This is a genomic window from Actinomyces sp. 2119, assembly GCF_003591215.1.
Taxonomy (GTDB): domain Bacteria; phylum Actinomycetota; class Actinomycetes; order Actinomycetales; family Actinomycetaceae; genus Actinomyces; species Actinomyces lilanjuaniae.
Genome location: NZ_QYRR01000002.1, coordinates 99758 through 124363 on the forward strand (window position 1 = coordinate 99758; position 24606 = coordinate 124363).

Sequence of the window (24606 nt, forward strand, 5' to 3'; positions counted from 1 at the left end):
TACCAGATGCCCAGAGAGTGAGGTCCTGTGTCCGTCTCGCGCAAGTCGTTCCTCGTCAGTGCTGTCGCCCTACCCGCAAGCGCCCTCCTGGCAGCGTGCTCCGGCTCTGCCACCAGCGGCTCCGGCAGCGGGGCGGCCTCCAGCGGCTCGGCGGAGTCGGCGGGGACCATCACCGTGGAGCACGCCTTCGGTACCACCGAGGTTCCGGTCGGCGTCACCCGCGTGGCCACCATCCAGTGGGCCAACCAGGACGTGCCCCTGGCCCTGGGGGTCACGCCCGTGGGCTTCACCGAGCAGACCTGGGGGGTTGAGGACGGCTCCGGCATGCTCCCGTGGACCAGGCAGAAGGTGGACGAGCTCGTCGCCGACGGCGCTGAGGAGCCCACGCTCTTCGCCGAGAGCGACGACCTGGACATGGCCGCCATCGAGAAGACGCAGCCGGAGGTCATCCTGGCCGCCTACTCAGGCATTGACGAGGACCAGTACAACCAGCTCAGCGAGATCGCGCCCACGGTCGCCTTCCCGACCGCCGCCTGGAGCACCCCGTGGCGTGAGATTATCACCATGAACGCCACCGCGATCGGTAGGCAGTCCGAGGGTGAGGCCCTGGTCGCCCAGCTGGAGGAGACGATCGAGGCCGAGGTCGCCAAGCACCCCCAGTTGACGGGCAAGACAGCCGCCTTCTTCTACCAGAACGAGCAGAACAGCTCCATCGGCTTCTACACCACGGCGGACCCGCGCGCCGCCTTCCTGACTGACCTGGGCATGGAGGTCCCTGAGTCGGTCAAGGAGGTCTCCGAGGGCTTAGAGGAGTTCTCCTACGACCTGTCGGCGGAGAACGCGGACCAGGTATCCGACGTCGACATCATCGTCATGTACGGGGAGGGTTCCGACCTGGACGGGCTCCAGTCCGATCCCCTCATCGGGACGATTCCCGCAGTCAGGAACGGGGCCGTCGCCCTGATCGGTGCCGACGGCCCCCTGGCGGCCTCGGCCAACCCAGGCCCGCTGTCGATCCCGTGGGGAATTGCCGACTACGTCAAGCGGATCGCTGCGGCCGCCGACAAGGTCCAGTGACCACCACCTCCCCTGTCCCCGGCCAGGCTGCCGAGGACAGGGACGGATCACCCGCCGCCCAGCCTGCTGCCCATCCTGCCGAGCCGCCTGTCGCTACGTCCTTCCCGGACGGCCGCACGACGCCTGCCACGGGGCACAGGCGGCGCCACCTGGCCGCCCTGGTAGGCCTCCTGGTGCTCCTGGGCGTCGCCGTTGTGCTCTCTGTCGTCCTCGGAGCTAGGGTGGTCAGCCTGACGGAGGTCCTCAGCGGGCTGCGCGGCGACGGCTCCGAGATCGGCGCCCTGGCCGTGGGACAGCGTGTGCCCCGCACGGCCACGGCGGTCGTGGCCGGGGCCTGCCTGGGGCTGTCCGGCGCCCTCATGCAGGCGGTGACCCGCAACCCGATCGCCGACCCGGGCATCCTGGGTGTCAACACGGGGGCCTCCCTGGCGATGGTGACCGGCATCGCCTTCCTGGGGACCCGATCCCTGTCCCAGCAGCTGTGGCTGGCCCTGGCCGGGGGGCTGCTGACCGCCGTCTTCGTCTACGCAATCGGCTCGGTCGGCCCGGGAGGAGGCACTCCCGTCAAGCTGGCGCTGGCCGGGATGGCTACCACTGCGGCACTGTCAGCCGCTGTCAGCGCCATCATGCTGCCACGCGCTCAGGGAATGGACGGCTTCCGCTTCTGGCAGGTGGGCGGCCTGGGGCGGGGCAGCTGGGAGTCCCTGTCCGCAATCGCCCCCTTTGTGGCCGTGGCCGCCGTGCTGAGCCTCCTGGTGGCACGCCCCCTCAACTCCCTGGCGCTGGGTGAGGAGGTGGCGGTGGGCCTGGGGGTCCGGGTCGGGCAGACCCGGCTCCTGGCCGCCGGGGCCGGGGTGCTGCTGGGCTCGGCCGTCACAGCGGTGACGGGGCCGATCAGCTTTACCGGCCTCATGGTGCCCCACGCCGTGCGCATGCTCTGCGGTCCCGACCACCGCTGGCTCCTGCCTCTGTCCGCCCTGGGAGGTGCCGTCCTGCTGACTGCGGCCGACGTCGTGGGGCGGGTCCTTATCCGCCCCAGCGAGGTTCCTGTCGGGGTCATCACTGCCTTCGTCGGCGCGCCGGTCCTCATCGCCATCGCCCGGGGGGCAAAGGTGCGGCAGCTGTGAAGACCGCTGCCACCAGACCCGCAGGCACCCGTGCCCCTACGGGCGGTACCGAAGAGGCTGCCACAACCCGCCTCCCCGGCCCGCCCGCCCCCGCTGGGACCTCCCCCGACCTCCCCCAGCCGGGCTTTACCCTGGCAGGGCAGCGCGTCCGCACCCGCCGCTACCTTGCCGCCACCATGGCACTGTCCGGCCTGGTTGCCGCCCTGTGGTGGGTCATGCTCAGCTACAACGACGGCTGGTTCCCCCCTGGTGACATCATCGCCGTCATGCGCGGGGAGACCGTACCAGGCGTCACCTTCACCGTCAGGCGCCTCCAGCTGCCGCGCGCCCTGGTGGGTCTCATGGTGGGACTCGCCTTCGGGATGGCAGGCACCACCTCACAGACGATGCTGCGCAACCCGCTGGCCAGCCCTGACATCATCGGGATCACCTCTGGGGCCTCCGCCTCCGCGGTCTTCGCCATCCTGGTGCTGGGCTGGTCCGGCACCGGCGTCAGCGTCCTGGCTATCATCTGCGGCCTGGCCACCGCCGTGGTCATCTACCTGCTGTCCGGCTCCGGCAGCGCCCAGGGCGGGCGGCTCATCCTCATCGGGATCGGGGTGTCCTCTATGTTCACCTCCCTCATCGCCTACCTCCAGCTGCGGGCCAGCATCTACGACGTCGCCGATGCCCTGCGCTGGCTCTCCGGGTCCCTGGGCTCCCCCACCTGGCAGCAGGTCAGGCTGTTGGCCGCCGCCCTGGCGGTGTGCGGCACGCTTCTACTCGTCATCGCTAGGGACCTGGGCCCCCTGACCCTGGGCGAGGAGGCCGCCACGGGCCTGGGAGTGCCCGTGGGCCGTACCAGGCTGGCGCTTATCCTCATGATGGTCGCCCTGTCAGCCTTCGCGACCTCGGTCACCGGGCCGATCGCCTTCGTCTCCTTCCTGGCTGGTCCTGTCGCCGCCCGGCTTGTGGGGCGAACCAGCCGCATCCTCCTGGTCCCGGCGGCACTCACGGGGGCCGCCATCGTGCTGGGAGGCGACCTCGTGGGCCGCTACCTCATGCCGACCGTCCTGCCGGTCGGGGTGGTCACCGGGCTGGTGGGCGCCCCCTACCTCATCCTCCAGCTGTTCCGGACCAACCGCCGGGGAGGCTCCGCATGAACCATGACTCTCCTGACACCCCCGAGGCTCCTGGCACCACTGACACCCCGGACACTACCGGCACCCCTGAGACCGCTGAGGGTGCCACCTCCCCGCCCCACGGACTGGCCGGGCCGGCTGCACCCGCGCAGGCCACAGCCGGGACGACTGCGGGCACCACGACCCGCGCCCACCTGACTACCCAGGCGCTGCGCTCAGGCTACGGCAGACGGGTCGTCGTCCACGACGTGGACGTGTCCGTCCCCAGCGGGAGGATCACCGTCATCATTGGAGCCAACGCCTGTGGCAAGTCCACCCTGCTCAAGACGATGGCGCGCGTCCTGGCCCCGATGTCGGGCAGCGTCATGCTGGACGGCAGGAGCATCAGCACCATCCCCACCCGGAAGTTGGCCACCCGGCTGGGTCTGCTGCCCCAGCAGCCGATCGCCCCGGAGGGCATCACGGTGGCCGACCTGGTGGGGCGCGGGCGCCACCCCCACCAGCCCGCCTTCTCCCTGAGGCTCTCCTCGACCTCGGCTACCGACCGCCGCGTCGTGGAGGAGTCCCTGCTGGCCACCCGCACCGCCGAGCTGGCCGACCGCAGCATCGACGAGCTCTCCGGGGGGCAGCGCCAGCGGGTGTGGATCGCCATGGCCCTGGCCCAGCGCACCGACGTGCTGCTCCTGGACGAGCCCACGACCTTCCTGGACCTGGCCCATCAGGTGGAGGTCCTGGACCTGCTGACCGACCTCAACCGGGAGCGCGGCACCACCGTCGTCATGGTGCTGCACGACGTGAACCTGGCCGCCCGCTACGCCGACCACGTCATCGCCATGCGGGAAGGACGGGTCGTGGCCGCTGGTGAGCCGGGCGAGATCATTGACGCCGCCCTGGTCCGCGAGGTCCTGGGTCTTCAGGCCGAGGTCATCACCGACCCGGTCTCCGGCACTCCCCTGGTCCTGCCCCGGGGGCGTCACCACGTGCGCGGATGCGGGGCGGTCGGGGGCGCCGACAGACAGGACTCCAGGGGTTGGCCGTGAGCCCGGCGGCCATCCGGGGTACGCCAAGCAGCACCGCCGGGCGCCGTCCCTTCCGGTTCTTCCACGTCCAGGTGGCGGCGGTGCGCGACCTCACCCCCCACATGCGACGCGTCACCTTCACCGGGCCAGACCTGGGGGACTTCGCTGACCCTGGTTGGGACCAGCGCATCAAGCTGGTGCTGCCCGCCCCGGCCTCAGGCTACGAGCACCTGCCCACGGGGGAGGACTGGTACAGCGAGTGGCGGGCACTGCCGCAGGAGCACCGTCCCCCGATCCGCACCTACACTACCCGGGCCGTGCGCCCCGGTGCGGGAGCGGGACGGGCCGAGGTGAACGCCGAGGTGGACGTGGATATGGTGGTCCACGCCGCGCCACCCACCCTGGCCGGGCGGCAGGATTCAACCGTACCGTCCACACAGCCCGGGTCCGCGTCGCAGGACTCCACCGGATGGCAGGCTGCGGTCGGCCCCGCCGCCCGCTGGGTCGCCTCCGCAGCCGTGGGCAGCGAGGTGGTGCTCCTGGGGCCGGACCGGGGCTGGGCGGGGGAGCCTGGGGGCGTGGGCTTTGTGCCGCCACCGGTCACCGAGCGCTTCCTGCTGGGCGGGGACGAGACGGCGGCCCCGGCCATCGCCCGCATCCTGGAAGACCTTCCCACCACCGCGCGCGGGGTCGCCGTGGTCGAGCTGCCCACCGAGGCAGACACGGCCTACCTGCCCACCCACCCGGGCATTGAGGTGCGGGCAGCAGGGCGGGAGGGCCGCCCCCACGGCAGGGCGCTCGTGGAGGGCGTGCGCGCGGCGGCCGCTGAGCTGTGCCCAGCGGGTCGGTCTCGGAGGGTGGAGGAGGTCGCCGTGGATACCGGGCTGCTGTGGGAGGTGCCCCGCACCGCCCGGGGCGGGGCCGCCCTGCAGCGCACCACCCTGTACGCCTGGCTGGCCGGGGAGGCCACAGCCGTGCGCGCCACGCGCCGACACCTCGTGTCCGACCTCGGCATCGACCGGCGCACCGTAGCCTTCATGGGCTACTGGCGCCAGGGCAGGCCAGAGGGGTGAGCAGACCGACCAGGCACCAAAACGGCCCGCAGGACAGCCGAACCAGCCCACAGCACCACGGGCCCAGGCACACCACCTGACTGCAGCCGTACCGCACATCAAGCTGAAGGCGACTGGCTATCAGCTGTCATCCAGGCAGAACCTTCCTGCTCCGGCAGCACTGGTCACGACGACCCAGGCCGACAGAGCAGCCATGGTGGCTGCGGCTCCTGGCGGTCGCGTCTTGGTCAGGAGCAGCTCGTCTCCAAGACGAGTCGGAAGCCACTGGCTCCAGCCAGCAACAGGAGTCAGCACAAGAGGCGCTATGACCAGCAGCATCAGTGCTGAGGTCAATGCTCCTGTGGTACTTCGCACAAGAAGCCCTAGAGGAAATGACAGCAGCGACACCACTACCAGGTACGCCGCGCCGCGCAGCACAAGGGGCCACACCCTCGCCTCGAAAGCCAGGCCCATCACGCCAACCGCAACAACCATCGAGACCAGCGACAGGCCAGCTGCCAGCACAGTCAGGCTGGCATACTTCGCCGCCAGCAGGCTCGTCCGTCTCGGCACCGCTGTCAGTGAAGTCCTGATCTCACCACCCTGATACTCGGTGGACCCGGCCAGCACCCCCAGGGTGATCACCCCGTAGGCGAGGTAGTCAGGCACGCTTAGGAGAGCGTCGATGTCGGTTGCCATGATCGAGTCCACCGAGCGATTGGCTAGCACCAGCGCCACCAGTAGCGTCAGCGCGAGCGTGGCCATGACAGTCAGCCAGGTGTAGGGAAGGGTTACTGCCTTCCTCACCTCAGCCCTGAGCACGTCCATCCTAGGCGTCCCTCCCCATCCAGCACCAGAACGTGATCGCCGTCGCTGCGGCACACCATCCGGCGCATACGACCGCAGCCGGACCCGGTTCCAGTGCCGCCGAGATCGGAGGAGTCACCAGGAACGTGCTGATCGCTGCCGTGTCTGGCAAGTAGCGGGCCCAGTCCGTGACCAGGGAGACCAGGAGGCTCACGGACACGACCGAACTGTTCGTCACCAGGAGCACGAGCGACAGGACACCGTTGCGGGTCACTGCGGTGAGAGTCAGGGACAGTATCGCCGTCGTCACCCAACTGAGGAGGACACCCGCCATGCGTCTCACGGGGTCATGGTCCAGCGCAGTCGCGTACGGACCCAGGATCCGGTCAGACAGGAGCACCGCCAGTGGAACAGCGACGACGGCCAGTCCCGCCGTCCACGACACAACTGCGCACAGCTTGGCAGCGATGACCCGGCCCCGCCTGGGTGTGGCAACCATGGTGGTGGACACCTGCCGTGTGCGCCCCATATTCTGCGCTGTCCTAGCGTACTCACTCGATATAGCCACGACGCCAAGCACGACGATCCCCACCGTCCCGTACACCAGGGAGCCGAACCCGGCGTCAACGGTGGAGGTGTCAAGCAGCCCCCCGGTGTCACCGGTGCTCAGCGCGCGGTGGAGAGTGCTGGCGTTCAGCGACGCCAAGGCCGCCGGAATGCCCACGGCGAGGACCGAGGCCAGCCACACAGACGGCAGCGTGGCCAACTTCAGGAGCTCGGCCAGGACCAGCCTCACCACGCCACCGCCTTCTGGGTGTGCGCAAAGAAGGCGTCCTCAAGGTTGCGGTACCCCCGAGTCACCTCGGCGAGCGTCCCGGTCGCAGTGATACGACCTTCTGAGATCACAGCGACGTCGTCGGCTATCTCCGCCAGCTCGCTCATGAGGTGGCTGGACAGCAGGACCGTGCCCCCCATGTCCGCGTGCCTGCGCAGCAGCCCGCGAATCCACCTGACCCCCTCCGGGTCCAGTCCGTTGACAGGCTCGTCCAGCACCAGGTACTCCGGCTCACCCAGAAGGGCGGTAGCCAGCCCCAGGCGCTGGCCCATCCCCAGGGAGTAGGTACCCACACGTCGTCTGGCAGCATCGGCAAGCCCCACCTGCTCAAGCACTTCGTCGACGCGCCGCCGGGGAATCCTGTTGCTTGCTGCAACCCATCCCAGGTGCGCGCGGGCCGTACGCATCGGGTGTGCCCCGGCACCGTCGAGCATGGACCCCACCCGGGTGAGCGGGTGCCGGATGGTCTGGTACCGGCGACCGGCTATCGTCGAGGTTCCCGACTCAGACCTGTCAAGACCCAGCAGGATGCGCAGCGTCGAGGACTTCCCCGAGCCGTTGGGACCGACGAACCCGGTCACCCGCCCCGTCCTGGCGGAGAACGACACACCGTGCAGAACGGTGCGGTCTGCGTGCCGCTTGACGAGGTCCTGAACGTTGATCATGCCTTGATGCTGGCACGGTACGGCCCTGGGCAGTATGGGCCTACGGGCTGATATGTGCCGTCTGCTGGCCCCTGGGGCTGAGGGAACCCGTTGGTTGCCCCAGGTTGGGACTGCCCGTCGGTGTGGGGCGGCTATGGCATGTTTCTCGTCAGGGTCTTGCTCGCGCTCCACCTGGGACATACCCTCATACCATGGCCCGTACCACACCCCACGGAGTCTGCGCCCTTGTCACTGCCTGCCTCGCAGTGGCCGGTGTGGTCACGACCGGCCCCGCTACCGGCTCAGAGCACTACGCCCCGCTGGTGCTGCTGACACTCCTGGCAGCACTCGTGTGGGCGGCAGCCGTGCGCAGCCGGGACCGTTCGCGCTTCTACCGTCGCCTGCGTGAGCAGGCGGTGGCTCAGGCGACCCACCGCGAGCGCCTGCGCCTGGCCGAGCACCTACACGGCCTGGTCTCGCACCGCCTGGCCGCGATCACCTTGCAGGCCAGTACGGAGCCTATGCTGGACGAGGCCATGGCCCGGCGCGCGCTGCACGACATCGAGGACAACGGGCGGGCAGCCACCGCAGACATGCGAGACCTGCTCACGGCGCTCCGCAGCCCCTGCACAGAGTCACTAGCCTCGCCTCCCAGGTCGGCCCCTGCGCTGCCTGAGGTGCTGACCTGGGCACGGTCCACGGGCCTAGAGGTCACAGTGACAGGCGCGACCGCAGACATCGTGCCAGTCCACACCCCGGAGGCGGGTGAGACGATCGCCGCTGTCGTCCAAGAGGCCCTGGCCAACGTGGCCCGGCACGCCGGTGGCGCACGGGTGCACGTGCAGCTGGGCCGGGGCGAGGACTGCGTCTGGACGGTTGTCGACAACGACGCACCTGCCCCGGACCACCAGGCAGTCCCGGGAGCGGGCACCGGGCTGGAGGCCCTACAGGGCCGCTGCGCCGCCCTGGGCGGCAGGCTCACCGCCTCTCCGACTGCGGACGGCTTCCGGGTGGAGGCCAGGCTCCCCGACCCCCAGCCCCCGGGCACTCCCCTCCCGGTCTCCGGGCTCCCAAGCCCTCAGCCGGAGCAGCCAATACCGTGAGCGCCCCCGTCCGCGTCCTGGTGGTTGACGACCAGAGGCTCCTGCGGCGCTCCTTGGTGACGATCCTGGACGCCGCCGCAGACGTCGAGGTCGTCGGCGAGACTGACAACGGGACGAGTGGCGTAGCTGTCGCCCGTGCCGTGCGCCCCGACGTCGTCCTCATGGACATCCGCATGCCCGCAGGGCTGGATGGCATCGCGGCCACGGAGGCGATCTGCTCCGACCCCGGCCTGGGCGGCACCAGGGTGTGCGTCCTGACGGTGTTTGAGGAGGACGCCTACGTGTTCCGTGCGCTCCAGGCCGGTGCGTCAGGCTACCTGCTCAAGGACACCCCGCCGGAGGGGGTGGTCCAGGCGGTGCGTGCCGTACACGCTGGCGGCTCGCTCCTGTCACCCGGTGTGCTGGCCACCGTGGTGGCCCACGCGCCTTCAGGCGGGCGCGGGCCGACTCAGTTGGAGGGCCTCACGCCCCGCCAGACCGAGGTGCTGCGGCTCGTAGCCTCTGGGCTGTCCAACCAGGAGATCGAGGAGCGCCTGAACGTGTCCCACTCCACCCTGAAGACGCACATGGGTGCCCTCCTGCGCCGCCTGGGTGCGCGCGACCGGGCACAGCTGGTCATCGCCGCCTACGAGGGCGGTCTCATGGGCTCAGGCTGACGGGTGCCTCCCGCCAGGCGGCCCACCCCACCGACCCGGCAGCACCCGGCCCAACCCGGCCCACAGCCGCCTCAGCCCACGCTGACCTCGCCGGAGGTGGTGCCGGTGGCCTGGCCCCCGTTGGTTACCGTCACGGTGATGGAGGAGGTGTCCCCGGCGGTGAGCGCGCCGTCGGAGACCGTGTCGTCCAGGGTGAGGGTGAGGGTGCCCCCGTTGGACCCCGACTGCCCCCAGCGGTCCTCCTCGGCGGTGGCCAGACCACCCGGAGTACTGAGCGTGCAGGAGGTCAGGGTGGCCTCGGCGGTCGTGTTGGTGACGTAGAGGACCGGCACGTCCTGGGTACATGTGAGCTCGACGTCACTCATCTCCAGGGCGGAGACCTCGGTGGCGGCGTCGGCGTCGGCCGCGTCCCCGGACATGGACTGATAGAGCATGACGCCCGCTCGGGTGGAGCCGGTAGTCAGTGTCGAGCCGGAGACCGTGGCCTGGTTCCTCCCCTCCACGACCACGGCCTGCGCTCCGGTGGCCTGGCCGGTCAGCCCGCTGACGGTGATCGCCCCTGTGGAGTAGATAAGGGGTGAGCCGTCACCAGCGGTGGTGAAGGTGTTGGTGCCCTCCACCGTCACCGTGCCGTTGCCACGATCGGTGGCCACGGCCGCGCAGTGGGCACCTGTGGTGTCAATGGTGAGGTCGGAGCCGGTGATGGTGCCCTGGTAGGTGGCGTGCAACCCACGGGCGGACTCCCCGGTAGTAGTGATGGCGCACGCAGTGACGGATACCTGGGCGGAGTCGGTGGCCACGACGGCGTTAGAACCCGATGACGTCGTCTTGATCGTGGTCTCGGCAACGGTGGCGCTGGAGTCCTCCCCGACCACGACGACGGCGGAGTTGAGCCCGTAGAAGCTGTAGGCGTCGTCCACGCCCCTGTCGTTGCTGGAGGTGGCGTCGCCGGACTTGGTCACCGCGGCGTTGGTCAGGGTGAGACTGCCCCCATTGACCACGAGGAACACGGCCTGGTCAGGTTCGGTGGACTCCCAGGTGCCGCCGTCAATGGTGGCCTGGGTGCCGTCAACGACATAGGCGCCAGCCAGGTCAACGGTCCTGTCGCCGACGGTGCCCGACCAGCTGCCAGCGCTCAGGGCGGTGTTGTCCGCAGCGGGCTCGTGGTACTCGGGGCCGGTGGCTGATGGGGCGCCCGCCGAGGTGGTCCCAGTGGTGCCGTCGGCGGTCGCAGGTGCCGAGAGCACCGGAGCCGCGCTCCGCCCGGGGGCACCTGTGGAGCCCTGGCAGGCGGCCACTCCTGCGATGAGCCCCAGGCCGACCCCTGCTGCCAGGAAGGAGCGGCGGTGGGGGCTGACTTGCAGCAGGCCGAGCCCTGAGGCTGGCTCCCGGTCACCTCCCCCGCTTGTGGTGCGGCCGGTGGTGCTCCCACCACGGCCGTCACCGGGTACAGGGGTCACAGAACGGGTCGTCATCAGGGCTCCTGGCTGGTTGCTGCTGGGGGCTGCCTCCGCCGCAGCGGTGGAGGCAGCCATGCTGTCAGCACACAGTCTGTCCGTCCCAGCCATGCCCACTCTGTGCCGGCTCTGTGCGCGCAGCATGAGCAGGTCCCGCCCTGGCGGCTGGCGGCACGGGCGCGGAGCATCTCACCGTGGTCGTCAGGGATGCCACAGGTACCGGCCACGTCGACCTCGGAGACGTCCCCACCACCCTTGACCCCAACGCGGCGAGATATGGCTGTATCACCGGCGGCGATCTCGGTGAGACGCTGCTGGGGATCGCAGGCCCCTTGCCCGACGCGATCCAGGTGCTCCGGCACGCGCCGTCAACCCTGGTCTCCCGGGTGGTCCTGGACCAGAACACGGTCGAAAAGCTCGTCGCGCTGCCGCGGCAGCAGCAATGGTCGTAGACACGGAGGATACGGAGGATCTGGCACCAGGATGCGCCTGCCACCCGTGGTCCTGCTGCATCAGGTGGGTTGAAGCAGATTATGTGGGGCACGGTGGATTCTCGGTGTACCCGCTTACCTCACGTGCACCGCCGTCGGGTTTTGCACGCTCATCTGGCGGTGCACCTGGACGCTGGGGTAGGTGGGTCATGAGGCCGGTTGCACGCTCACCTTCCTGGGTGGTGGGCGGGAACGGCGTGATTCCGCCGATCTCGGTCAAGCATGTGGCCGGTGGCCTGGGCTCCCATGTGCATCGAGCACCTCACTGCACATGGGAGCTTTTGAGGCCTCTCCGGCCCTACTGGTGAAACGCCGTGATTCCACGGATCCACATAAACACGGAGAAAGGTGAGCGTGCAGCTGGCCCTGGGACGGTCGGCGGCTGGCCGCAAGCGCCAGGGCACCACACTGGTGGCCCTGGCTGGCTGGACTAGCACTGCCCGACCGCAGACACATGGCCGCGGGCGCCTGGCTCTGGTGAGCCGGGGCAGCCCCATCACCGTGTGCAGGATCCCGGTCCGCCGGACCCGCACCAGCCCTCTTCTGCCCAGCAACCGCCTGTACGACTTCCGCGACAGGCCCGGGTACACCTCACTGCGAGGGCATGGCTGACATAAAACGAGACCGTAGCCTGGGCCGCGCCCGAGCGCGCTCCTGACGGTGACGGTACACCGGAGTGCCGCCTCGTTTCATGCTGGTCACAGTGAAGGTGAGTCAGGACCGCAGCCTCTCAGGTCCCTTCCCAGGACCGCCCAGGGCATCAGGAGCCTCGGGCTCCTGCTCCTTCAGCGGCTGGTCCCCGGCGGTCAGAAAGATCCCCACCCAGCGCGAGCGCGGGTCGGAGTCGATGAGCAGCGCCTTGGCGAACAGGGTCAGCGGCACCGCAAGGATCGTCCCCAGCCCGCCGATGACCGTGGACCAGAACATGAGGGAGACAAAGGTCGTGGTGGTGTTGAGACCCACGGCGTCGCCAGTGAACTTGGGCTGGATGAGGGTCTGGATGACAAAGTTGAGGACCGAGTAGGCCACCACCACCCACAGGGCCGTCCACGGGCCGGAGTCCACCAGCGCCAGCAGCGCCGGGGGAATGACCCCGACGACGAAGCCGATGTTGGGAATGTAGTTGGTGATGAAGGAGACCACGCCCCAGGTGACCGCCATCGGCACGTTGAGCGCCCACAGGGCAAAGACATCCAGCACTGCGACGATGAGGCCAAAGGTGGTGGAGACGAGCCAGTAGGAGCGCACCGAGGCAGCAAAACCCGTCATGGCGGAAGCAATCTCCGGCTTGAACTCAGTCAGTGCCCGCACCCGGCCCTCGATCCTCATGGTGTCGAACATGAGGAAGACGATGACCAGGGCCATGATCATCATCATGGACCCGGCAGACGTCAGCTGCTCCAGGAGCGTCTGCGCCAGCGACACGACCCGGGAGGTGTCCAGGGCACTGGTCGCCTGGTCAAGGAGGGAGGCCTGGTCCACCCCCATGGAGGTGAGCATCCTCTCGATGTCGGCCCAGATCTGCTGGAACCGGGAGGAGTATCCAGGCAGCGTGTCCACCAGCTGGGCGACCGCCACCCCTAGGGCGGCGAACAGGCTGAGGACAAAGGCGTAGAGGATGGCGATCGCCCCCACCGCCGCGATCCCTCGCGGCACGTGGTGGCGCGCCGCCCACGACACCAGCGGACGGATGGTCACCACCAGGGTCAGGGCAAAAAAGGCGGGCGCCACCAGCGAACGAACCATGTACAGACCCACCGCAGCCACAACAAGCGCCGCAACTGTGACAACAATCACCTCGCCTTGGCTGCGCGTCGGCCGGGTGGTGTCACTCGCCCCGTCCTGTACACGGGACACGGAAGGCACCAAGGTGTCTGAGGAGCCTGAGGTGTCTGAGGAGCCTGCGGAAACCGAGGACACAGCGGTCATGGCGCCATCCTTGCACGCACCGCTACCTCCTGCTCACCGCAACCGCCCGGGCGCCCCGGGATGTGGCCGGATGGACACACAGATACCCCAGCCTGCGTGAGGCAGCGTCGCCGCACCATGAACCAGCCCGGGGCCAGCCTGCAGCAGACTCAGGCTGCCTAGCGAAGCACCTCCATGGCCCGGGGGCCGTCCAGAGCGCGCAGGTGGGGCAGCGGGTCCACGCCGACCTCCAGCACAAAGTCCGTCAGCTGGGTACGCACCACGTCGTGGAGCTGCTCAGGCTGCCAGGGCTTGGCGATGTAGTGGTCCAGGCCGGCCTCGTTGACAGCACGAATCGTGTCCGCCTGGTCCGCCTGCCCCGTGACCAGGACCTTGCGGGCGCTAGCGGTGCGATGGTCACTGCGCATCTGGACCAGCATGTCTACACCCGTACGCCCTGGCAGCCGGTGGTCGGCCAGCACCAGGGCGACAACATCACCGTCGTCGTCCACCTCGGAGACCACCTCCAGGGCGTCTTCGACGTCCTCGGCAGGCTCCACACGCACCACCGAGGAGAAGGGCTCCAGGTCCGCCACGACGGCGTCACGCACCTCCGGCTCGTCCTCCACGACGAGGATAGTCAGCTTCACGGGTCCTCCTTGCCATCTGCCGTCTTGCCGTCGCCGGGTCTGCCGGGCTCGTTGACCAGGGCGGGGTCGCGGGGCAGCCGCACGGTCACCACCGTACGTCCCGGCCGGGACTCCACGGAGATGGCACCCTCGTGTGCGTCGACGACGCTCCTGGCCAGTCCCATCCCCAGCCCCAGGCCAAAACGCACCTGGCCGTGCTTGGTGGTGAAGCGCGGCTCAAAGATGCGGGGCAGGACCTCCGGGGAGATCCCTGGCCCGTTGTCCTCTACCTCCACACGCACGCCGACAGGACCCGCGCCACCCCCAGGACCCGCACCACCCCGGGCGCCCGTGCCCTCCTCAGCACCCCCGGGCGGCTGCGCGCCCCCGGTGTCCTGCCTGTCCCGGGTGTGGAACAGCTCGGTGTCCTCGGCCTGCTCGGCCCGCACCCGCAGGACGACCCGGCCGTCATCTTGGCTGGTGGTCGCCAACGCGTCCGCCGCGTTGGCCACGATGTTGGTCCATACCTGGGCCAGCTCCCCAGCACGGCCGCGCACCACGGGGACCTCCTCGTAGTCGCGCTCTACCTCCACCCCACGCAGCCGGTGGGCGGTCAGCCGCAGCGCGTCCTCCAGGACCTCGCGCACGTCCACGTCGTCGTCCATCTCCCCCTCGGGACGCACGTAGGTGTGCAGAGAGGACACCAGGCCGCGGATCCTCCTGGTCGCCAGCTCGATGTTGCGCTCGTTGCGTCCGATCGCCGCAGCGTGCTCCACCTCCTCCAGGTGGTGGGGAGCGGCCGCCAGGGCGCGCGCGTCGTCAGGGTCGCCGACCCCGGCGGCCACCAGGCGCCGGGCCAGGTCACGGTCCCCCACGACCTCCTCCAGCGCCCGCCGGGCCTGACGCTCCTGCCTGGTGGAGGCTGCCGGGCGGCTGCGGGCCTCCTCTCCCACAGAGCGGATAAGCTCCCCGGAGGGGTGGGAGGCCAGCAGCGCGGCGACGTCGCTGCGCAGGTGCTCGGCCGCCCGCCCCAGGGCAGCCACCGGGTTGTTGAGCTCGTGGGCGATGCCTGCGGCCAGCTCGCCCAGGGTGGCGAAACGCTCCTGGGCCAGCAGCTCCAGGCGTGCCTGCTCCAAGGCCTCCAGCGCCTCCTGGGCCTGGGCCTTCTCCGCGTCCAGGGCTGCCGCCAGCTCGATCTTCTCCACCTGGAGCACCTCGGAGCGCGACAGGCGCTTGGTCAGGGAACCGATGAGCAGGGCGGCCAGGACCTGCTCGGTAGCCGGGTTCTCAGCCAGGGCCCGGTCGAGTTGCTCAATGGACAGCAGGATGAGGTCCACGTCGGTGGTCGTGGTGGCGGTGACGAAGGCACGGCCCTGGGAAGCCAGGGACACCAGGCCGATAACGCGCCCGGTGGTGGCGTGGTGCAGGATCACCTCCCCCACTCGCGTGTCCCGGGTCAGAGCCACCGCGCCCTCGACAACGATGTACACACTGTCCACGGCCTGTCCCTGGTGGGTCAGACGCACCCCGGGCGGCAGGCGCAGCCGGGGGCGCGGTCCCAGGACGTCCTCGCAGGCCTTGATAAGCTCGCGTGTCAGCGCCTCCGGGGAGTGGGTCAGAGTCTCCAGGAGCGGGGAGCGCCCAGAGTGCTCCGTCCCGGACCGGGAGCCCAGGAGGCGACGGCGGTCGTCGTCGGGCAGGTGGTCACGCATCCAGCGACGGGTCTGGGCGGCTGCCCGGGTGGCTATGGCACCCGGGGTCCAGGGGACCGCCACCACCTCGTGGACCAGGTCCTCGTCAATGGCCCGGCCGATGTTACTCAGCTCGGTGCGCTCGGTAAGCAGCACCAGGCGCGCCGTCCTCAGGGAGGGGAAGCGCTCCACGGCAGCGGCGACGTCATCCAGGCTGCCGACCTCGTCGGTGGCGACGATGAGGGCCACGGTACCCAGGTCGTCGGCCTGGGCCAGCAGCGCCCCCAGGGAGCGCAGGCGCACGACGTCAGCGACCTTGGCGACTGCGCCCTCCACCTCGTGGGCGGCCTGGGCGCCCAAGGAGGCGGGGGAGACGACGGCGACCACCAGCCGCTGGGGGGAGGTAGTCACAGCAGCCCCATGAGCGACCAGAAGGTGGGCATGACCAGCACCAGGACGACGGTGCCCACGAGGCCCACGATGATGCCGGTCCTGGCCATGTCAGCGGTGGAGACCTCGCCGGTGGCGTAGGCGATGGCGTTGGGCGGGGTGGAGATCGGCAGGCTCATCCCCAGAGAGCAGGCCAGGGCCAGCACCACGGCGATGGTCACCGGGTCCAGGCCCCCGATACCGGTAGCCAGACCCATAGCCAGGGGGATGAGCAGGTTGGAGGCCGCGGAGTGGCTGATGACGTTGGACATGACCAGGCCCAGCAGGCCCATGACAATGAGCACCACCAGCGCCCCCATGGACTCCCAGCGGAACAGGCCAAGGATCCACGCGTCCAGGCCGGTGGAGCCCACACCGTCGCCCAGGGCGATGCCCCCGGCCACCAGCCACAGCACCGGCCAGGACAGGCGGCCCAGGTCCGAGCCGTCCATAACCTGGGTGACCAGGAGAGCCACTACCGCCAGGAAGCCGACCACGTTGGCGCTCAGCCCGTGGAGGTTCTCAGTCATCCACAAGATGATGGTCGCAGCAGCAATGGCGTAGAAGATGACAGCCTTGCGGTCGGTGTCCCAGGAGGCTGTCATGTCCAGGTCAATACCCAGGCCGCGGGGAATGAACAGGATGATGAGCAGCAGCCAGGCCGCCAGGAGGATGACGAGCATGAGGGGGACGGCCATGAGCATCCACTGCGCGAAGGAGATGTGGTAGCCCGCCTCCGCCAGGGCGCCCAGGGCGATAGCGTTGGGCGGGGTGCCCACCGGGGTGCCGATGCCCCCCACGTTGGCGGCCACGGGGATGGACAGGGCCACGCCGGCGCGGGGGCGCCCCTGCGGCAGGGCGCCGAGGATGGGGATGAGCACGGCGAACATGGTGGCCGTGGTGGCCGTGTTGGACATGAACATGCTCAGCAGGGCGGTGATGACCATCAGGCCCAGCACCGTGGTGCGAGCCGAGCCGGTGAAGGGGCGGATGAGGACGGCGGCGAGGTTGCGGTCCAGGTGGTACTTGGCGGCGCCGTCGGCGATGAGGAACCCGCCCAGGAACAGGATGATGACAGGGTTGGCCAGGGCCTCCAGAAAGCTGGAGTACTCCGGGGAGTCCTCTGGGACAGCCAGCAGGGCCTGGTCGGAGACCAGGAGGATCTCCAGGCCGATGACGAGCACCGCCGTGGCCACCAGGGGGATCGCCTCGGTCACCCACAGCACGATGGCCAGCAGGAAGACGGACAGCATGCGCTCACCCACCGGGTCCAGGTCCGGCACGTCCACCAGCAGCGGCGCCAGGAAGACGACGACGGCCAGGACCAGGCCGATGCGTTCCTTCTTGCCTAGGGGCGGGCGCCTGTCCTGGCGGGCTGGGCGTGCGGGCCGGGTGCGCACCTGCGGCATCTGGTCCTCCTCCTCGACTACCAGGTTGACTACCAAGTCGACTTCCAGGGCTAGCAGCGTTCCATGCTAGAGCACGGCTGCGAACCCAGGTAGGACCTCGGGTACAGGCTGCTCGGCCGGGCGACCCCCGGCCCCGCCAGCCACCGGCCCATACGCCCTTCGCGCGGACGCCCTGGGCACACGTGCTGTGGACCGGGGCCGCTGCCGGAGGAGCCTCCGTGCCACGGACTCTTCGCAGAGCCTTCGCACAAGTCCTAGGCTGGGAGCATGACCAGCGTGAGCGACCCGGCCGCCTCCTCAACCACGACCGCCACGACGTCCGCCTCCGAGCCCGCCGCGACCGGTGCCGCGCCCGTGTCCGCAGGCTCTGAGACCGCCTCCCGGACGACCCTCCGGATGAACGTGGAGTCCTTCAACCTGGACCACCGCGCCGTGTCCGCACCCTATGTGCGCGTCGCCGACCGCAAGGAGCTTCCCGGTGGGGACGTGCTGGTCAAGTACGACGTCCGCTTCTGCCAGCCCAACCGCGACCACCTGGAGATGGAGGCGGTTCACTCCGTGGAGCACCTGTGCGCCGAGCTTATGCGCAACCACACCGACCGGCTCATCGACTTCTCCCCCATGGGCTGCCAGACGGGCTTCTACGCCCTGACCTTGGGCCTGGAGCCGCGGGACTTCCTGACGGCGCTGGAGGCCACCTGCCGCGATATCCTGGAGGCCACCGAGGTGCCCGCCGCCAACGAGGTCCAGTGCGGCTGGGGCGCCCACCACTCGCTGCCCGCCGCCCAGGAGGCCGTACGCGCCTTCCTGGCCGCGCGCCAGGAGTGGGAGCAGGTCATGGCCTGATCGCACCGCCTGTGAGGCGCCACCACCGGGCGCAGCGCCTCGGCGTACATCTGCCGGGGCATCATGGCAGTGTTGAAGAACGTGTCCACCATGGCGGCGGCACGGGCGCGCCGCTGGCTGTCGCTGTATCGCCAGCCACCTGCCGGTCGGCCATGCTCATCATCCGTCACACAAAGCATTGTGTACACAGTGAGCACGACTGCTACTCTTGCTCCATGGATACATTGACCGACAAGGTCTCCACACGCGAGCTGCGCAGCCGCCTCTCCGAGGTACTGGGTCGGGCCATGTACGCGGGGGAGCGTATTGGCGTGACCCGCAACGGAAGGCTCGCGGCCGTCATGATCAGCCCGGCCGATCTTGAAATGCTTGAGGAACTGGAGATGGCTCAGGACGTTGCCGCCTACCGTGAGGCCAGGGCGAGCGACGACGGTACCCGGGTATCACTTGACGAACTGCGTGCCAGCCTGACCTCGTGAGCTACCGGGTCGAACTCACTGCGGCTGCGGCGCGTCAGGTAAGAAAGATTCGCCGTCCCGCGCGCGACCGGGTACTTAGCGCCATAGAGCAACTGGCTGACAATCCTCGGCCCGACGGCGCCAGAAAGCTGGTCGGAGAGCGCACGGCGTGGCGTATCCGGGCTGGTGACTACCGGCTCATCTACGACGTCGTCGACTCCGAGCTGCTCGTGTCCGTTGTTCGGACCGCCCACCGTCGCGAGGTCTACCAACGGTGAGCGTGCTCACGGGCACTCACAGGTACCTGCCAATGCGGCAGTGCCGCCACAGCACCCTGTAGCCGGGACCCCAGTGCCGCAGCACCTGTCATACTTCTCAGACAGAGCGAGACAACTATTCTGAGTACTTCTACCTCAGCAGGAACCGTGCGAAGTGGGCTGGCGCGAGTCGCGTCAGGATAGAGGGTGCTGACAGGAGCCTGTTTCATGCCAGCCTGTCTGGACACCTCGAGCACCACGGAACGTGAGCCGGAGTGCCACGGAGCGTGAGGCAGGCTCACGGCGCTCCACCTGTGCCAGACAGTCTTCACCTCGCCAGGATTCGCGCCAGGCAGGGTCACGCTACTCCCGCCCACCTGAAACGGCCCCAGCAGGTATATGCCCCGCGCTGCCGCAGCGTCCGAGTAGCCCCTGGACCACAGGTGCCAGCCAGAGCGCAGGACACCTTTGACCCGCCCGGCATGCCGCGCTGCCACGGCGTGGACGACGACGGCCGGCTCATCGGCCTGGGCAGTTGCAGGTTCACAGCACCCGGTTCGCTGGCAGGCGCAGCGACTGGTCCGCCGACGGGTACGGACACCGCACCACCGACCCCTTAGGCTTCTCCCATGACGTCAGCCGCGCCCCGTCCAGCTGCCGCGGTCATCTCGGTAGCGATGCCCGAGGAGTCCCAGCCCTTCCTGGACGCCCTGCCCAGGCTCGACGGCGCCGACCCTGTGCCGCTACTGGGCTCCGCCGAGGCCTGGAGCCTGGCACTGCCCTCGGACCCGGCCGCATCCCCTGCCGCCCCTGCCGCCTCCCGCGAGCTGGTCCTGGTGCGCTCGGGCATCGGCCTGGTCGCGGCGGCCTCCGCCCTGACCGCCGCCCTGACCCAGGTGCGCCCGCAGGTCGTCGTCTCCGCAGGCACGACCGGCGGGCTGGGGCCCCAGGTGGAAGTGGGCGACGTGTGTGTGTCCACCGCCCTGGCCTTTGCCGACGCCGACGCCACCGCCTTCGGCTACCTGCACGGCCAGACGCCCGGCCAGCCCGAGATCTTCCACGGGGCTCCCTCCCTGCTGGCCAGGCTGGGCCGGGTGGGTGAGCCCGCCCTACAGTCAGCCACACCCTCCTCCGGGCAGGCGCACATCCGTGTCGGTCAGATGCTGGCTGGCAACTCCTTTGTCACCGAGTCCAACGTGGCCAAGGTCCGCGAGATCTTCCCCTCCGCCATCAGCACAGACATGGAGTCCACCGCCCTGGCCCAGGTGGCCGCAAGCGCCAGCCTCCCCTTCTTGTCCGTGCGCGGGGTCTCCGACCTGTGCGGCCCCCAGGCGGGCCGGGACTTCCACATGGGGGCACAGGAGGCCGCAGCCCGCAGCGCCGCGGTCATCCTGGCCCTGCTGGGCTAGGCTGGGCCAAGGGCAGCGGAACTAGCCCTTGTAGTAACGGTAGTAACGGCGCCACCCGTCTCAGTAGTCCTCGCGACGGTAGCGCACGCCGGTCAGTGGCAGGTGCGGCGATGCGCTCATGGAGGAATGGAGGAGCTGCAGGCAAGGCTGGTGTTGGGCAGCCCCGCCCGGCACCTCTGTCTCACACCATGACACGCAGGGCGTGGTGAGTAGGGTCCCACGCCGTCAGGGACAGCAGTGCAGACAGCGCCAGCGAGACCCCGGTCAGCTCTAGGAGCTCCTCAGCCTGGGAGAAGGACCAGTACAGCAGTCCTGCAGTCCCCCCGTAGCCGTCCTTGAGCGCTCCGGCCAGGGTCTCCAGGACGACGGCCCCGGTAAGGAAGATCAGGCCCGCTACGACAAGGAGCCCTCGCGCCCCACCGGGTAGCGACAGAACGAGCCTTGCCAGCACCGCGACCACGACCACCGCGATGACCGCGCCCGGCAGCACCCACGTGTAGGAGACCTGGAAGGGCAGGTAAGGCTGCATGCGCTCCCCGACAGCACGAAGCCGCTCGTGCAGCTCGGCGTACTCGTCAAGCGAGGCCGCCAGGCCCACGGCAGCGAAGAAGCCCCAGGACAGGGAAAAACGCCGCGCGGCAAGGCTGTAGAACAGGGCGACCACCCCGATCACAGCCCACAGCAGAGAGGACAGCCATGTAGCGACACCCTGTTCGGCGTCAAGGGTCACCATCTCGTAGACCAGCCCCAGAAACTCCGACACGGCACCCTGGGTGTGATACCTCCCGTAGAAAGTAGTTGCCGAGGCCGCTGCGACGACAAGGTTGACCAGCATCAGGACCCGGAACACAGACCCGGCTCGCACCGCCCGGACGCCCCCGGACCCGGCAGCGGCGGCAGCCCTGCCCCCGGGTGCTGCGGCATGGTGCCCACGGCTGGCCGCTCTTGCGCGGGCCACCGGCGCACCGGCTCCGCCCTGGCCCTCTGTAGTCCTGTCATACGGTGCTGACACGACGCACCCCTTCCGCTGGTCCGTCACTACCCCGTGCCCACCCCGCGGAACAGGTCCCGGACGCACCCGGGTCTGTGGTGCATGGGGGTACGCCATCGAAGCACACCCAGACCTGCTGGGGCGTGATGCCAGGTACCGCCGGGCAAAGAGCTGGGAACACGGCGAGCAGCAGCAGTATAGGACCTCTGCGGCGCCTTCTCCTCCTGTCCCTTCTCTCGGCCCTTACTCTCTGCCCTTGACTTGTCTTCCGCAGCCGTGGTGCCACCGTGGGTACCACGACGCCCTCTTCCCCGAGGCCAGGTACAGGGATACCCTAGAGGAGCCGACCCTCCTGGGTCAGCCGAACCTGACGGACCACCAGACGGTCCGCTCCTGTTCCCGTTCCTGACACACCCGCCCGCACCCCACCACCCTCACCGTCGAGGAGTGACCCATGTCCCAGCAGGCCCCTGCACGACCCACCTACACGCCCGAGGAGGAGCGGCGCATCCTCCGCAACAAGGACGGCGTCCCCGTCGGGACGCTTCCGGACAACCGATGGACCCCCACCAGGATCGCCCTGTGGACCGTCATCACGGCCCTGGGCGTCCTGGGCTGGTGGATGCTGGCCGTGATCCGCGGGGAGAGCGTCAACACCATCTGGTTCGTCGTTACGGCAGTGTGCACCTACGCCATCGGGTACCGCTTCTACGCCCTCTACATCCAGCGCAGGATCATGCGCCCCGACGACACCAACGCCACCCCCGCCGAGCGCATCAACAACGGCCGGGACTTCGACCCCACCCACCGCGTCGTCCTCTACGGCCACCACTTTGCCGCCATCGCCGGGGCAGGGCCGCTGGTGGGACCGGTCCTGGCTGCCCAGATGGGCTACCTGCCAGGCACCCTGTGGATCATCGTCGGGGTGCTGGTCGCCGGGGCCGTCCAGGACATGCTGGTCCTGTTCTTCTCCATGCGCCGGGGCGGGAGGTCGCTCGGCCAGATGGCCACCGACGAGATCGGGCGCGTAGGTGGCGCCGTGGCTACCGTCGTCGTCTTCGTCATGCTCATGATCGTCCTGGCAGTCCTGGCTATGGTCTGCGTCAACGCCCTGGCGGAGTCCCCGTGGGGGGTGTTCTCCGTGGGATGCACCATCCCCATCGCCGTGGGGATGGGGCTGTGGCTGCGCTACGTGGCCCCCGGAAGGATCACCCAGGTGTCGGTAGCCGGGTTCGTCGTGCTCATCGCCGTCATCATCGGGGGGCGCTGGGTCGCCGAGTCCTCCCTGGGTGAGCACCTCCACCTGTCTCCCACCACGCTGGTGTGGGCGATGATCGTCTACGGCTTCCTGGCGGCCGTGCTGCCTGTGTGGGTGCTACTGACACCCAGGGACTACCTGTCCACCTTCATGAAGGTCGGAACCATCCTGGTCCTGGCTGTGGGTATCATCATCGTCCGTCCACGTGTCGAGGTCGCTGCGGTCTCCGAGTTTGCCTCCAACACGGAGGGACCCGTGTTCGCAGGCACACTCTTCCCCTTCCTGTTCATCACCATCGCCTGCGGGGCGCTGTCGGGTATGCACTCCATGGTCTCCTCCGGGACCAGCCCCAAGATGATCGAGAAGGAGAGCCAGACCCGCATGATCGGCTACGCGGGCATGCTCATGGAATCCTTCGTGGCGGTCATGGCCCTGGCCGCGGCGGTGTCGCTGAGCCCGGGCGTCTACTTCTCCATGAACACCTCTGAGGCGTCGCTGGACGCGCTGGCGGGGGAGGAGGTCGTCGCCACGGCCCAGTCCCGCGAAGAGGTAGCCAGCACCGCCGTGTCCAACCTTGACGTGACCGATGCCCGGGGGGACTCCCTCACGCCCACCTGGGACTCCTGGGACGAGGACGGCAACCCTGCCACCTACACCGGGACCGAGGCGCTGGAGCAGGTCGCCGCCGACATGGGGGAGCCCTCGGTGGTCTCACGCACCGGCGGGGCACCCACCCTGAGCGTGGGTATGGCCCACATCCTCCACCAGATCGGGGGAGGACGTACCATGATGGGCTTCTGGTACCACTTCGCCATTATGTTCGAAGCCCTGTTCATCCTCTCCGCTGTGGACGCGGTGACCCGCGTGGCCCGCTTCCAGCTCTCCGACGCCCTGGGTAACGTGTTCCCGCGCTTCAAGGATCCCTCCTGGCGGCTAGGGGCATGGGGGTCGACGGCGGTCGTCGTAGCCGCCTGGGGCTCACTGCTGCTCATGGGGGTGACCGACCCACGCGGCGGGATCCAGACCCTCTACCCGCTCTTCGGGATCGCCAACCAGCTGATCGCCGCCGTGGCCCTGCTGGTAGCCACTGTCATCGTGGTCCGCAAGGGCTACGTCAGGTGGGTGTGGATACCCCTGGTGCCGTTGGTCTTCGACACCGCGGTCACCTTCACCGCCTCCTGGCAGAAGATCTTCTCCACTGACCCCCGGGTCGGCTACTGGCAGCAGTGGCGTGACGCCCGAGAGCTTCTGCCCACCCTCACCGACCCGGAAGCGGTCGCCGAGCAGGAGGCCATCGTGCGCAACACCTTTATCCAGGGCACCCTGTCGGTCGTCTTCGTCCTCATGGTGGCCTTCACCATAGTCTGCGCCCTCGTTCGGGTAGTCAGGGTGCTGCGAACCGGTGACACCACGACGTCAGAGGACCCCTACCAGGAGTCGGCCTTCTACGCGCCTGACACCATGGTGGCCTCACCACTGGCCAGGAAAGTGGCCCAGGAGTACGAGCAGGTCGGGGACCCCGGGCTCGTCGCCAGACGTGCGGCCGACTCCGCCCAGCCCTCGGCCCCCAGTGGCAGCCGGTAAGGCGGGACTACTGTGCCGCGTCTGCATGAGGCCCTGTCCCGTGCCCGCCGCCTGTGGCGGGACATGACGGGAGAGTCCGCCTACGAGCGCTACCTTCAGCGACACTGTCACGAGCACCCGGACTGCGCACCGATGGGGGAGCACGAGTTCTGGCGTGCCCGTGCGCAGGCTGCGGAGGAGAAGGTCTCCACCGGCTGCTGCTAGATCTGGACGGCTCCAGACAGCCCTGGGCACCCCCGGCAGCCCAGGGCTGCTGCAGAAGTCCTCGCCACAGTGGCAGGGTGTGCCGCGACCGGCCGCAGCAGGCTCGGCGTCGGCCCCACGTACGCGCGAGTCAGCGGCCTGTGT

23 protein-coding genes are annotated in these 24606 nt (G+C 69.2%); 14 read left to right on the forward strand and 9 right to left on the reverse strand.

What is annotated here, in order from left to right; genetic code table 11:
• Window positions 1-27 precede the first annotated feature (27 nt).
• From D4740_RS02270 to D4740_RS02290, 5 genes are all read left to right on the forward strand, one after another.
• On the forward strand, window positions 28-1077 hold the full coding sequence (locus D4740_RS02270) for an iron-siderophore ABC transporter substrate-binding protein (protein ID WP_119835336.1): 1050 nt from the start codon (window positions 28-30) through the stop codon (window positions 1075-1077).
• Window positions 1074-2204: an iron ABC transporter permease gene (locus tag D4740_RS02275; RefSeq protein WP_243106833.1), complete on the forward strand. Its 1131-nt coding sequence runs from the start codon at window positions 1074-1076 to the stop codon at window positions 2202-2204. Before D4740_RS02270 ends, D4740_RS02275 begins: the two co-directional genes overlap by 4 nt.
• Window positions 2201-3346, forward strand: a complete 1146-nt coding sequence (locus tag D4740_RS02280) for an iron chelate uptake ABC transporter family permease subunit (RefSeq protein ID WP_259390606.1) — start codon at window positions 2201-2203, stop codon at window positions 3344-3346. Before D4740_RS02275 ends, D4740_RS02280 begins: the two co-directional genes overlap by 4 nt.
• On the forward strand, window positions 3343-4365 hold the full coding sequence (locus tag D4740_RS02285; RefSeq protein ID WP_259390607.1) for an ABC transporter ATP-binding protein: 1023 nt from the start codon (window positions 3343-3345) through the stop codon (window positions 4363-4365). Before D4740_RS02280 ends, D4740_RS02285 begins: the two co-directional genes overlap by 4 nt.
• 101 nt (window positions 4366-4466) lie before the next feature.
• On the forward strand, window positions 4467-5417 hold the full coding sequence (locus tag D4740_RS02290) for a siderophore-interacting protein (protein WP_120203063.1): 951 nt from the start codon (window positions 4467-4469) through the stop codon (window positions 5415-5417).
• Between the two features lie 120 nt (window positions 5418-5537).
• On the opposite strand, the gene D4740_RS02295 is transcribed toward D4740_RS02290, so the two are convergent.
• Genes D4740_RS02295 through D4740_RS02305 form a run of 3 tightly spaced genes read right to left on the reverse strand, consistent with a single transcriptional unit; the run spans window position 5538 to window position 7703 of the window.
• Complete coding sequence (locus D4740_RS02295; RefSeq protein WP_119835338.1) at window positions 5538-6224, reverse strand: hypothetical protein; 687 nt, start codon at window positions 6222-6224, stop codon at window positions 5538-5540.
• A gap of 1 nt (window position 6225) precedes the next feature.
• On the reverse strand, window positions 6226-7002 hold the full coding sequence (locus D4740_RS02300; RefSeq protein ID WP_119835339.1) for an ABC transporter permease: 777 nt from the start codon (window positions 7000-7002) through the stop codon (window positions 6226-6228).
• The gene (locus D4740_RS02305; protein WP_119835340.1) at window positions 6996-7703 is read right to left on the reverse strand and encodes an ABC transporter ATP-binding protein; all 708 of its coding nucleotides are present in this window, start codon (window positions 7701-7703) and stop codon (window positions 6996-6998) included. Before D4740_RS02305 ends, D4740_RS02300 begins: the two co-directional genes overlap by 7 nt.
• Window positions 7704-7894: 191 nt before the next feature.
• Between D4740_RS02305 and D4740_RS02310 the strand changes: the two genes are divergently transcribed.
• Together D4740_RS02310 and D4740_RS02315 are read left to right on the forward strand one after the other, a co-directional pair.
• Window positions 7895-8785, forward strand: a complete 891-nt coding sequence (locus tag D4740_RS02310) for a sensor histidine kinase (protein WP_119835341.1) — start codon at window positions 7895-7897, stop codon at window positions 8783-8785.
• Entirely contained in the window at window positions 8782-9441 is a 660-nt protein-coding gene (locus D4740_RS02315; protein WP_119835342.1) for a response regulator transcription factor, read from the forward strand. The genes D4740_RS02310 and D4740_RS02315 overlap by 4 nt, the downstream gene beginning before the upstream one ends.
• Window positions 9442-9512: 71 nt before the next feature.
• On the opposite strand, the gene D4740_RS02320 is transcribed toward D4740_RS02315, so the two are convergent.
• Window positions 9513-10916 carry a hypothetical protein gene (locus D4740_RS02320; RefSeq protein WP_220475009.1) on the reverse strand — a complete coding sequence of 468 codons (1404 nt, stop codon included), beginning with the start codon at window positions 10914-10916 and terminating at the stop codon, window positions 9513-9515.
• 176 nt (window positions 10917-11092) lie between these two features.
• Here D4740_RS02320 and D4740_RS02325 point away from each other — a divergent pair, with 176 nt between their 5' ends.
• Complete coding sequence (locus D4740_RS02325; RefSeq protein ID WP_119835343.1) at window positions 11093-11350, forward strand: hypothetical protein; 258 nt, start codon at window positions 11093-11095, stop codon at window positions 11348-11350.
• 753 nt (window positions 11351-12103) lie between these two features.
• Here the strand turns inward: D4740_RS02325 and D4740_RS02335 are convergent.
• The 4 genes from D4740_RS02335 to D4740_RS02350 form a co-directional block, all read right to left on the reverse strand.
• Window positions 12104-13255, reverse strand: a complete 1152-nt coding sequence (locus tag D4740_RS02335; RefSeq protein WP_396027218.1) for an AI-2E family transporter — start codon at window positions 13253-13255, stop codon at window positions 12104-12106.
• A gap of 221 nt (window positions 13256-13476) precedes the next feature.
• Complete coding sequence (locus tag D4740_RS02340; RefSeq protein WP_119835346.1) at window positions 13477-13947, reverse strand: response regulator; 471 nt, start codon at window positions 13945-13947, stop codon at window positions 13477-13479.
• Window positions 13944-16028, reverse strand: coding sequence for a sensor histidine kinase (locus D4740_RS02345; RefSeq protein ID WP_119835347.1), 2085 nt, complete (start codon window positions 16026-16028; stop codon window positions 13944-13946). The genes D4740_RS02340 and D4740_RS02345 overlap by 4 nt, the downstream gene beginning before the upstream one ends.
• Window positions 16025-17455 carry a DASS family sodium-coupled anion symporter gene (locus tag D4740_RS02350; RefSeq protein WP_119835589.1) on the reverse strand — a complete coding sequence of 477 codons (1431 nt, stop codon included), beginning with the start codon at window positions 17453-17455 and terminating at the stop codon, window positions 16025-16027. Before D4740_RS02350 ends, D4740_RS02345 begins: the two co-directional genes overlap by 4 nt.
• 396 nt (window positions 17456-17851) lie before the next feature.
• Here D4740_RS02350 and D4740_RS02360 point away from each other — a divergent pair, with 396 nt between their 5' ends.
• The 4 genes from D4740_RS02360 (at window position 17852) to mtnN (ending at window position 20425) form a co-directional block, all read left to right on the forward strand.
• A complete protein-coding gene (locus tag D4740_RS02360) occupies window positions 17852-18301 on the forward strand; it encodes an S-ribosylhomocysteine lyase (RefSeq protein ID WP_119835590.1) in 450 nt (149 codons plus the stop codon).
• A gap of 215 nt (window positions 18302-18516) precedes the next feature.
• Complete coding sequence (locus tag D4740_RS02365; RefSeq protein WP_119835348.1) at window positions 18517-18780, forward strand: type II toxin-antitoxin system Phd/YefM family antitoxin; 264 nt, start codon at window positions 18517-18519, stop codon at window positions 18778-18780.
• The gene (locus D4740_RS02370; protein ID WP_119835349.1) at window positions 18777-19037 is read left to right on the forward strand and encodes a type II toxin-antitoxin system RelE/ParE family toxin; all 261 of its coding nucleotides are present in this window, start codon (window positions 18777-18779) and stop codon (window positions 19035-19037) included. The genes D4740_RS02365 and D4740_RS02370 overlap by 4 nt, the downstream gene beginning before the upstream one ends.
• A gap of 608 nt (window positions 19038-19645) precedes the next feature.
• Window positions 19646-20425, forward strand: a complete 780-nt coding sequence (gene mtnN, locus D4740_RS02375; protein WP_259390610.1) for a 5'-methylthioadenosine/S-adenosylhomocysteine nucleosidase — start codon at window positions 19646-19648, stop codon at window positions 20423-20425.
• A 181-nt stretch (window positions 20426-20606) separates the two neighbouring features.
• Here mtnN and D4740_RS02380 read toward each other — a convergent pair whose 3' ends face one another.
• Window positions 20607-21437: a hypothetical protein gene (locus D4740_RS02380; protein ID WP_147392824.1), complete on the reverse strand. Its 831-nt coding sequence runs from the start codon at window positions 21435-21437 to the stop codon at window positions 20607-20609.
• A gap of 433 nt (window positions 21438-21870) precedes the next feature.
• Here D4740_RS02380 and D4740_RS02385 point away from each other — a divergent pair, with 433 nt between their 5' ends.
• Window positions 21871-24258, forward strand: coding sequence for a carbon starvation CstA family protein (locus D4740_RS02385; protein WP_119835351.1), 2388 nt, complete (start codon window positions 21871-21873; stop codon window positions 24256-24258).
• A 12-nt stretch (window positions 24259-24270) separates the two neighbouring features.
• Window positions 24271-24462, forward strand: a complete 192-nt coding sequence (locus tag D4740_RS02390) for a YbdD/YjiX family protein (RefSeq protein WP_259390611.1) — start codon at window positions 24271-24273, stop codon at window positions 24460-24462.
• Window positions 24463-24606: the final 144 nt, after the last annotated feature.

Excerpts from the sequence above, each read along its gene's own strand:
- D4740_RS02285 (WP_259390607.1), top strand. The coding sequence starts at position 3,343 with ATGAACCATGACTCTCCTGACACCCCCGAGGCTCCTGGCACCACTGAC.
- D4740_RS02295 (WP_119835338.1), bottom strand. The coding sequence starts at position 6,224 with ATGGACGTGCTCAGGGCTGAGGTGAGGAAGGCAGTAACCCTTCCCTAC.
- D4740_RS02305 (WP_119835340.1), bottom strand. The coding sequence starts at position 7,703 with ATGATCAACGTTCAGGACCTCGTCAAGCGGCACGCAGACCGCACCGTT.
- D4740_RS02310 (WP_119835341.1), top strand. The coding sequence starts at position 7,895 with ATGGCCCGTACCACACCCCACGGAGTCTGCGCCCTTGTCACTGCCTGC.
- D4740_RS02360 (WP_119835590.1), top strand. The coding sequence starts at position 17,852 with ATGAACGTGGAGTCCTTCAACCTGGACCACCGCGCCGTGTCCGCACCC.
- D4740_RS02385 (WP_119835351.1), top strand. The coding sequence starts at position 21,871 with ATGTCCCAGCAGGCCCCTGCACGACCCACCTACACGCCCGAGGAGGAG.
- D4740_RS02290 (WP_120203063.1), top strand. The coding sequence starts at position 4,467 with ATGCGACGCGTCACCTTCACCGGGCCAGACCTGGGGGACTTCGCTGAC.
- D4740_RS02320 (WP_220475009.1), bottom strand. The coding sequence starts at position 10,916 with ATGACGACCCGTTCTGTGACCCCTGTACCCGGTGACGGCCGTGGTGGG.
- D4740_RS02365 (WP_119835348.1), top strand. The coding sequence starts at position 18,517 with ATGGATACATTGACCGACAAGGTCTCCACACGCGAGCTGCGCAGCCGC.
- D4740_RS02350 (WP_119835589.1), bottom strand. The coding sequence starts at position 17,455 with ATGCCGCAGGTGCGCACCCGGCCCGCACGCCCAGCCCGCCAGGACAGG.
- mtnN (WP_259390610.1), top strand. The coding sequence starts at position 19,646 with ATGACGTCAGCCGCGCCCCGTCCAGCTGCCGCGGTCATCTCGGTAGCG.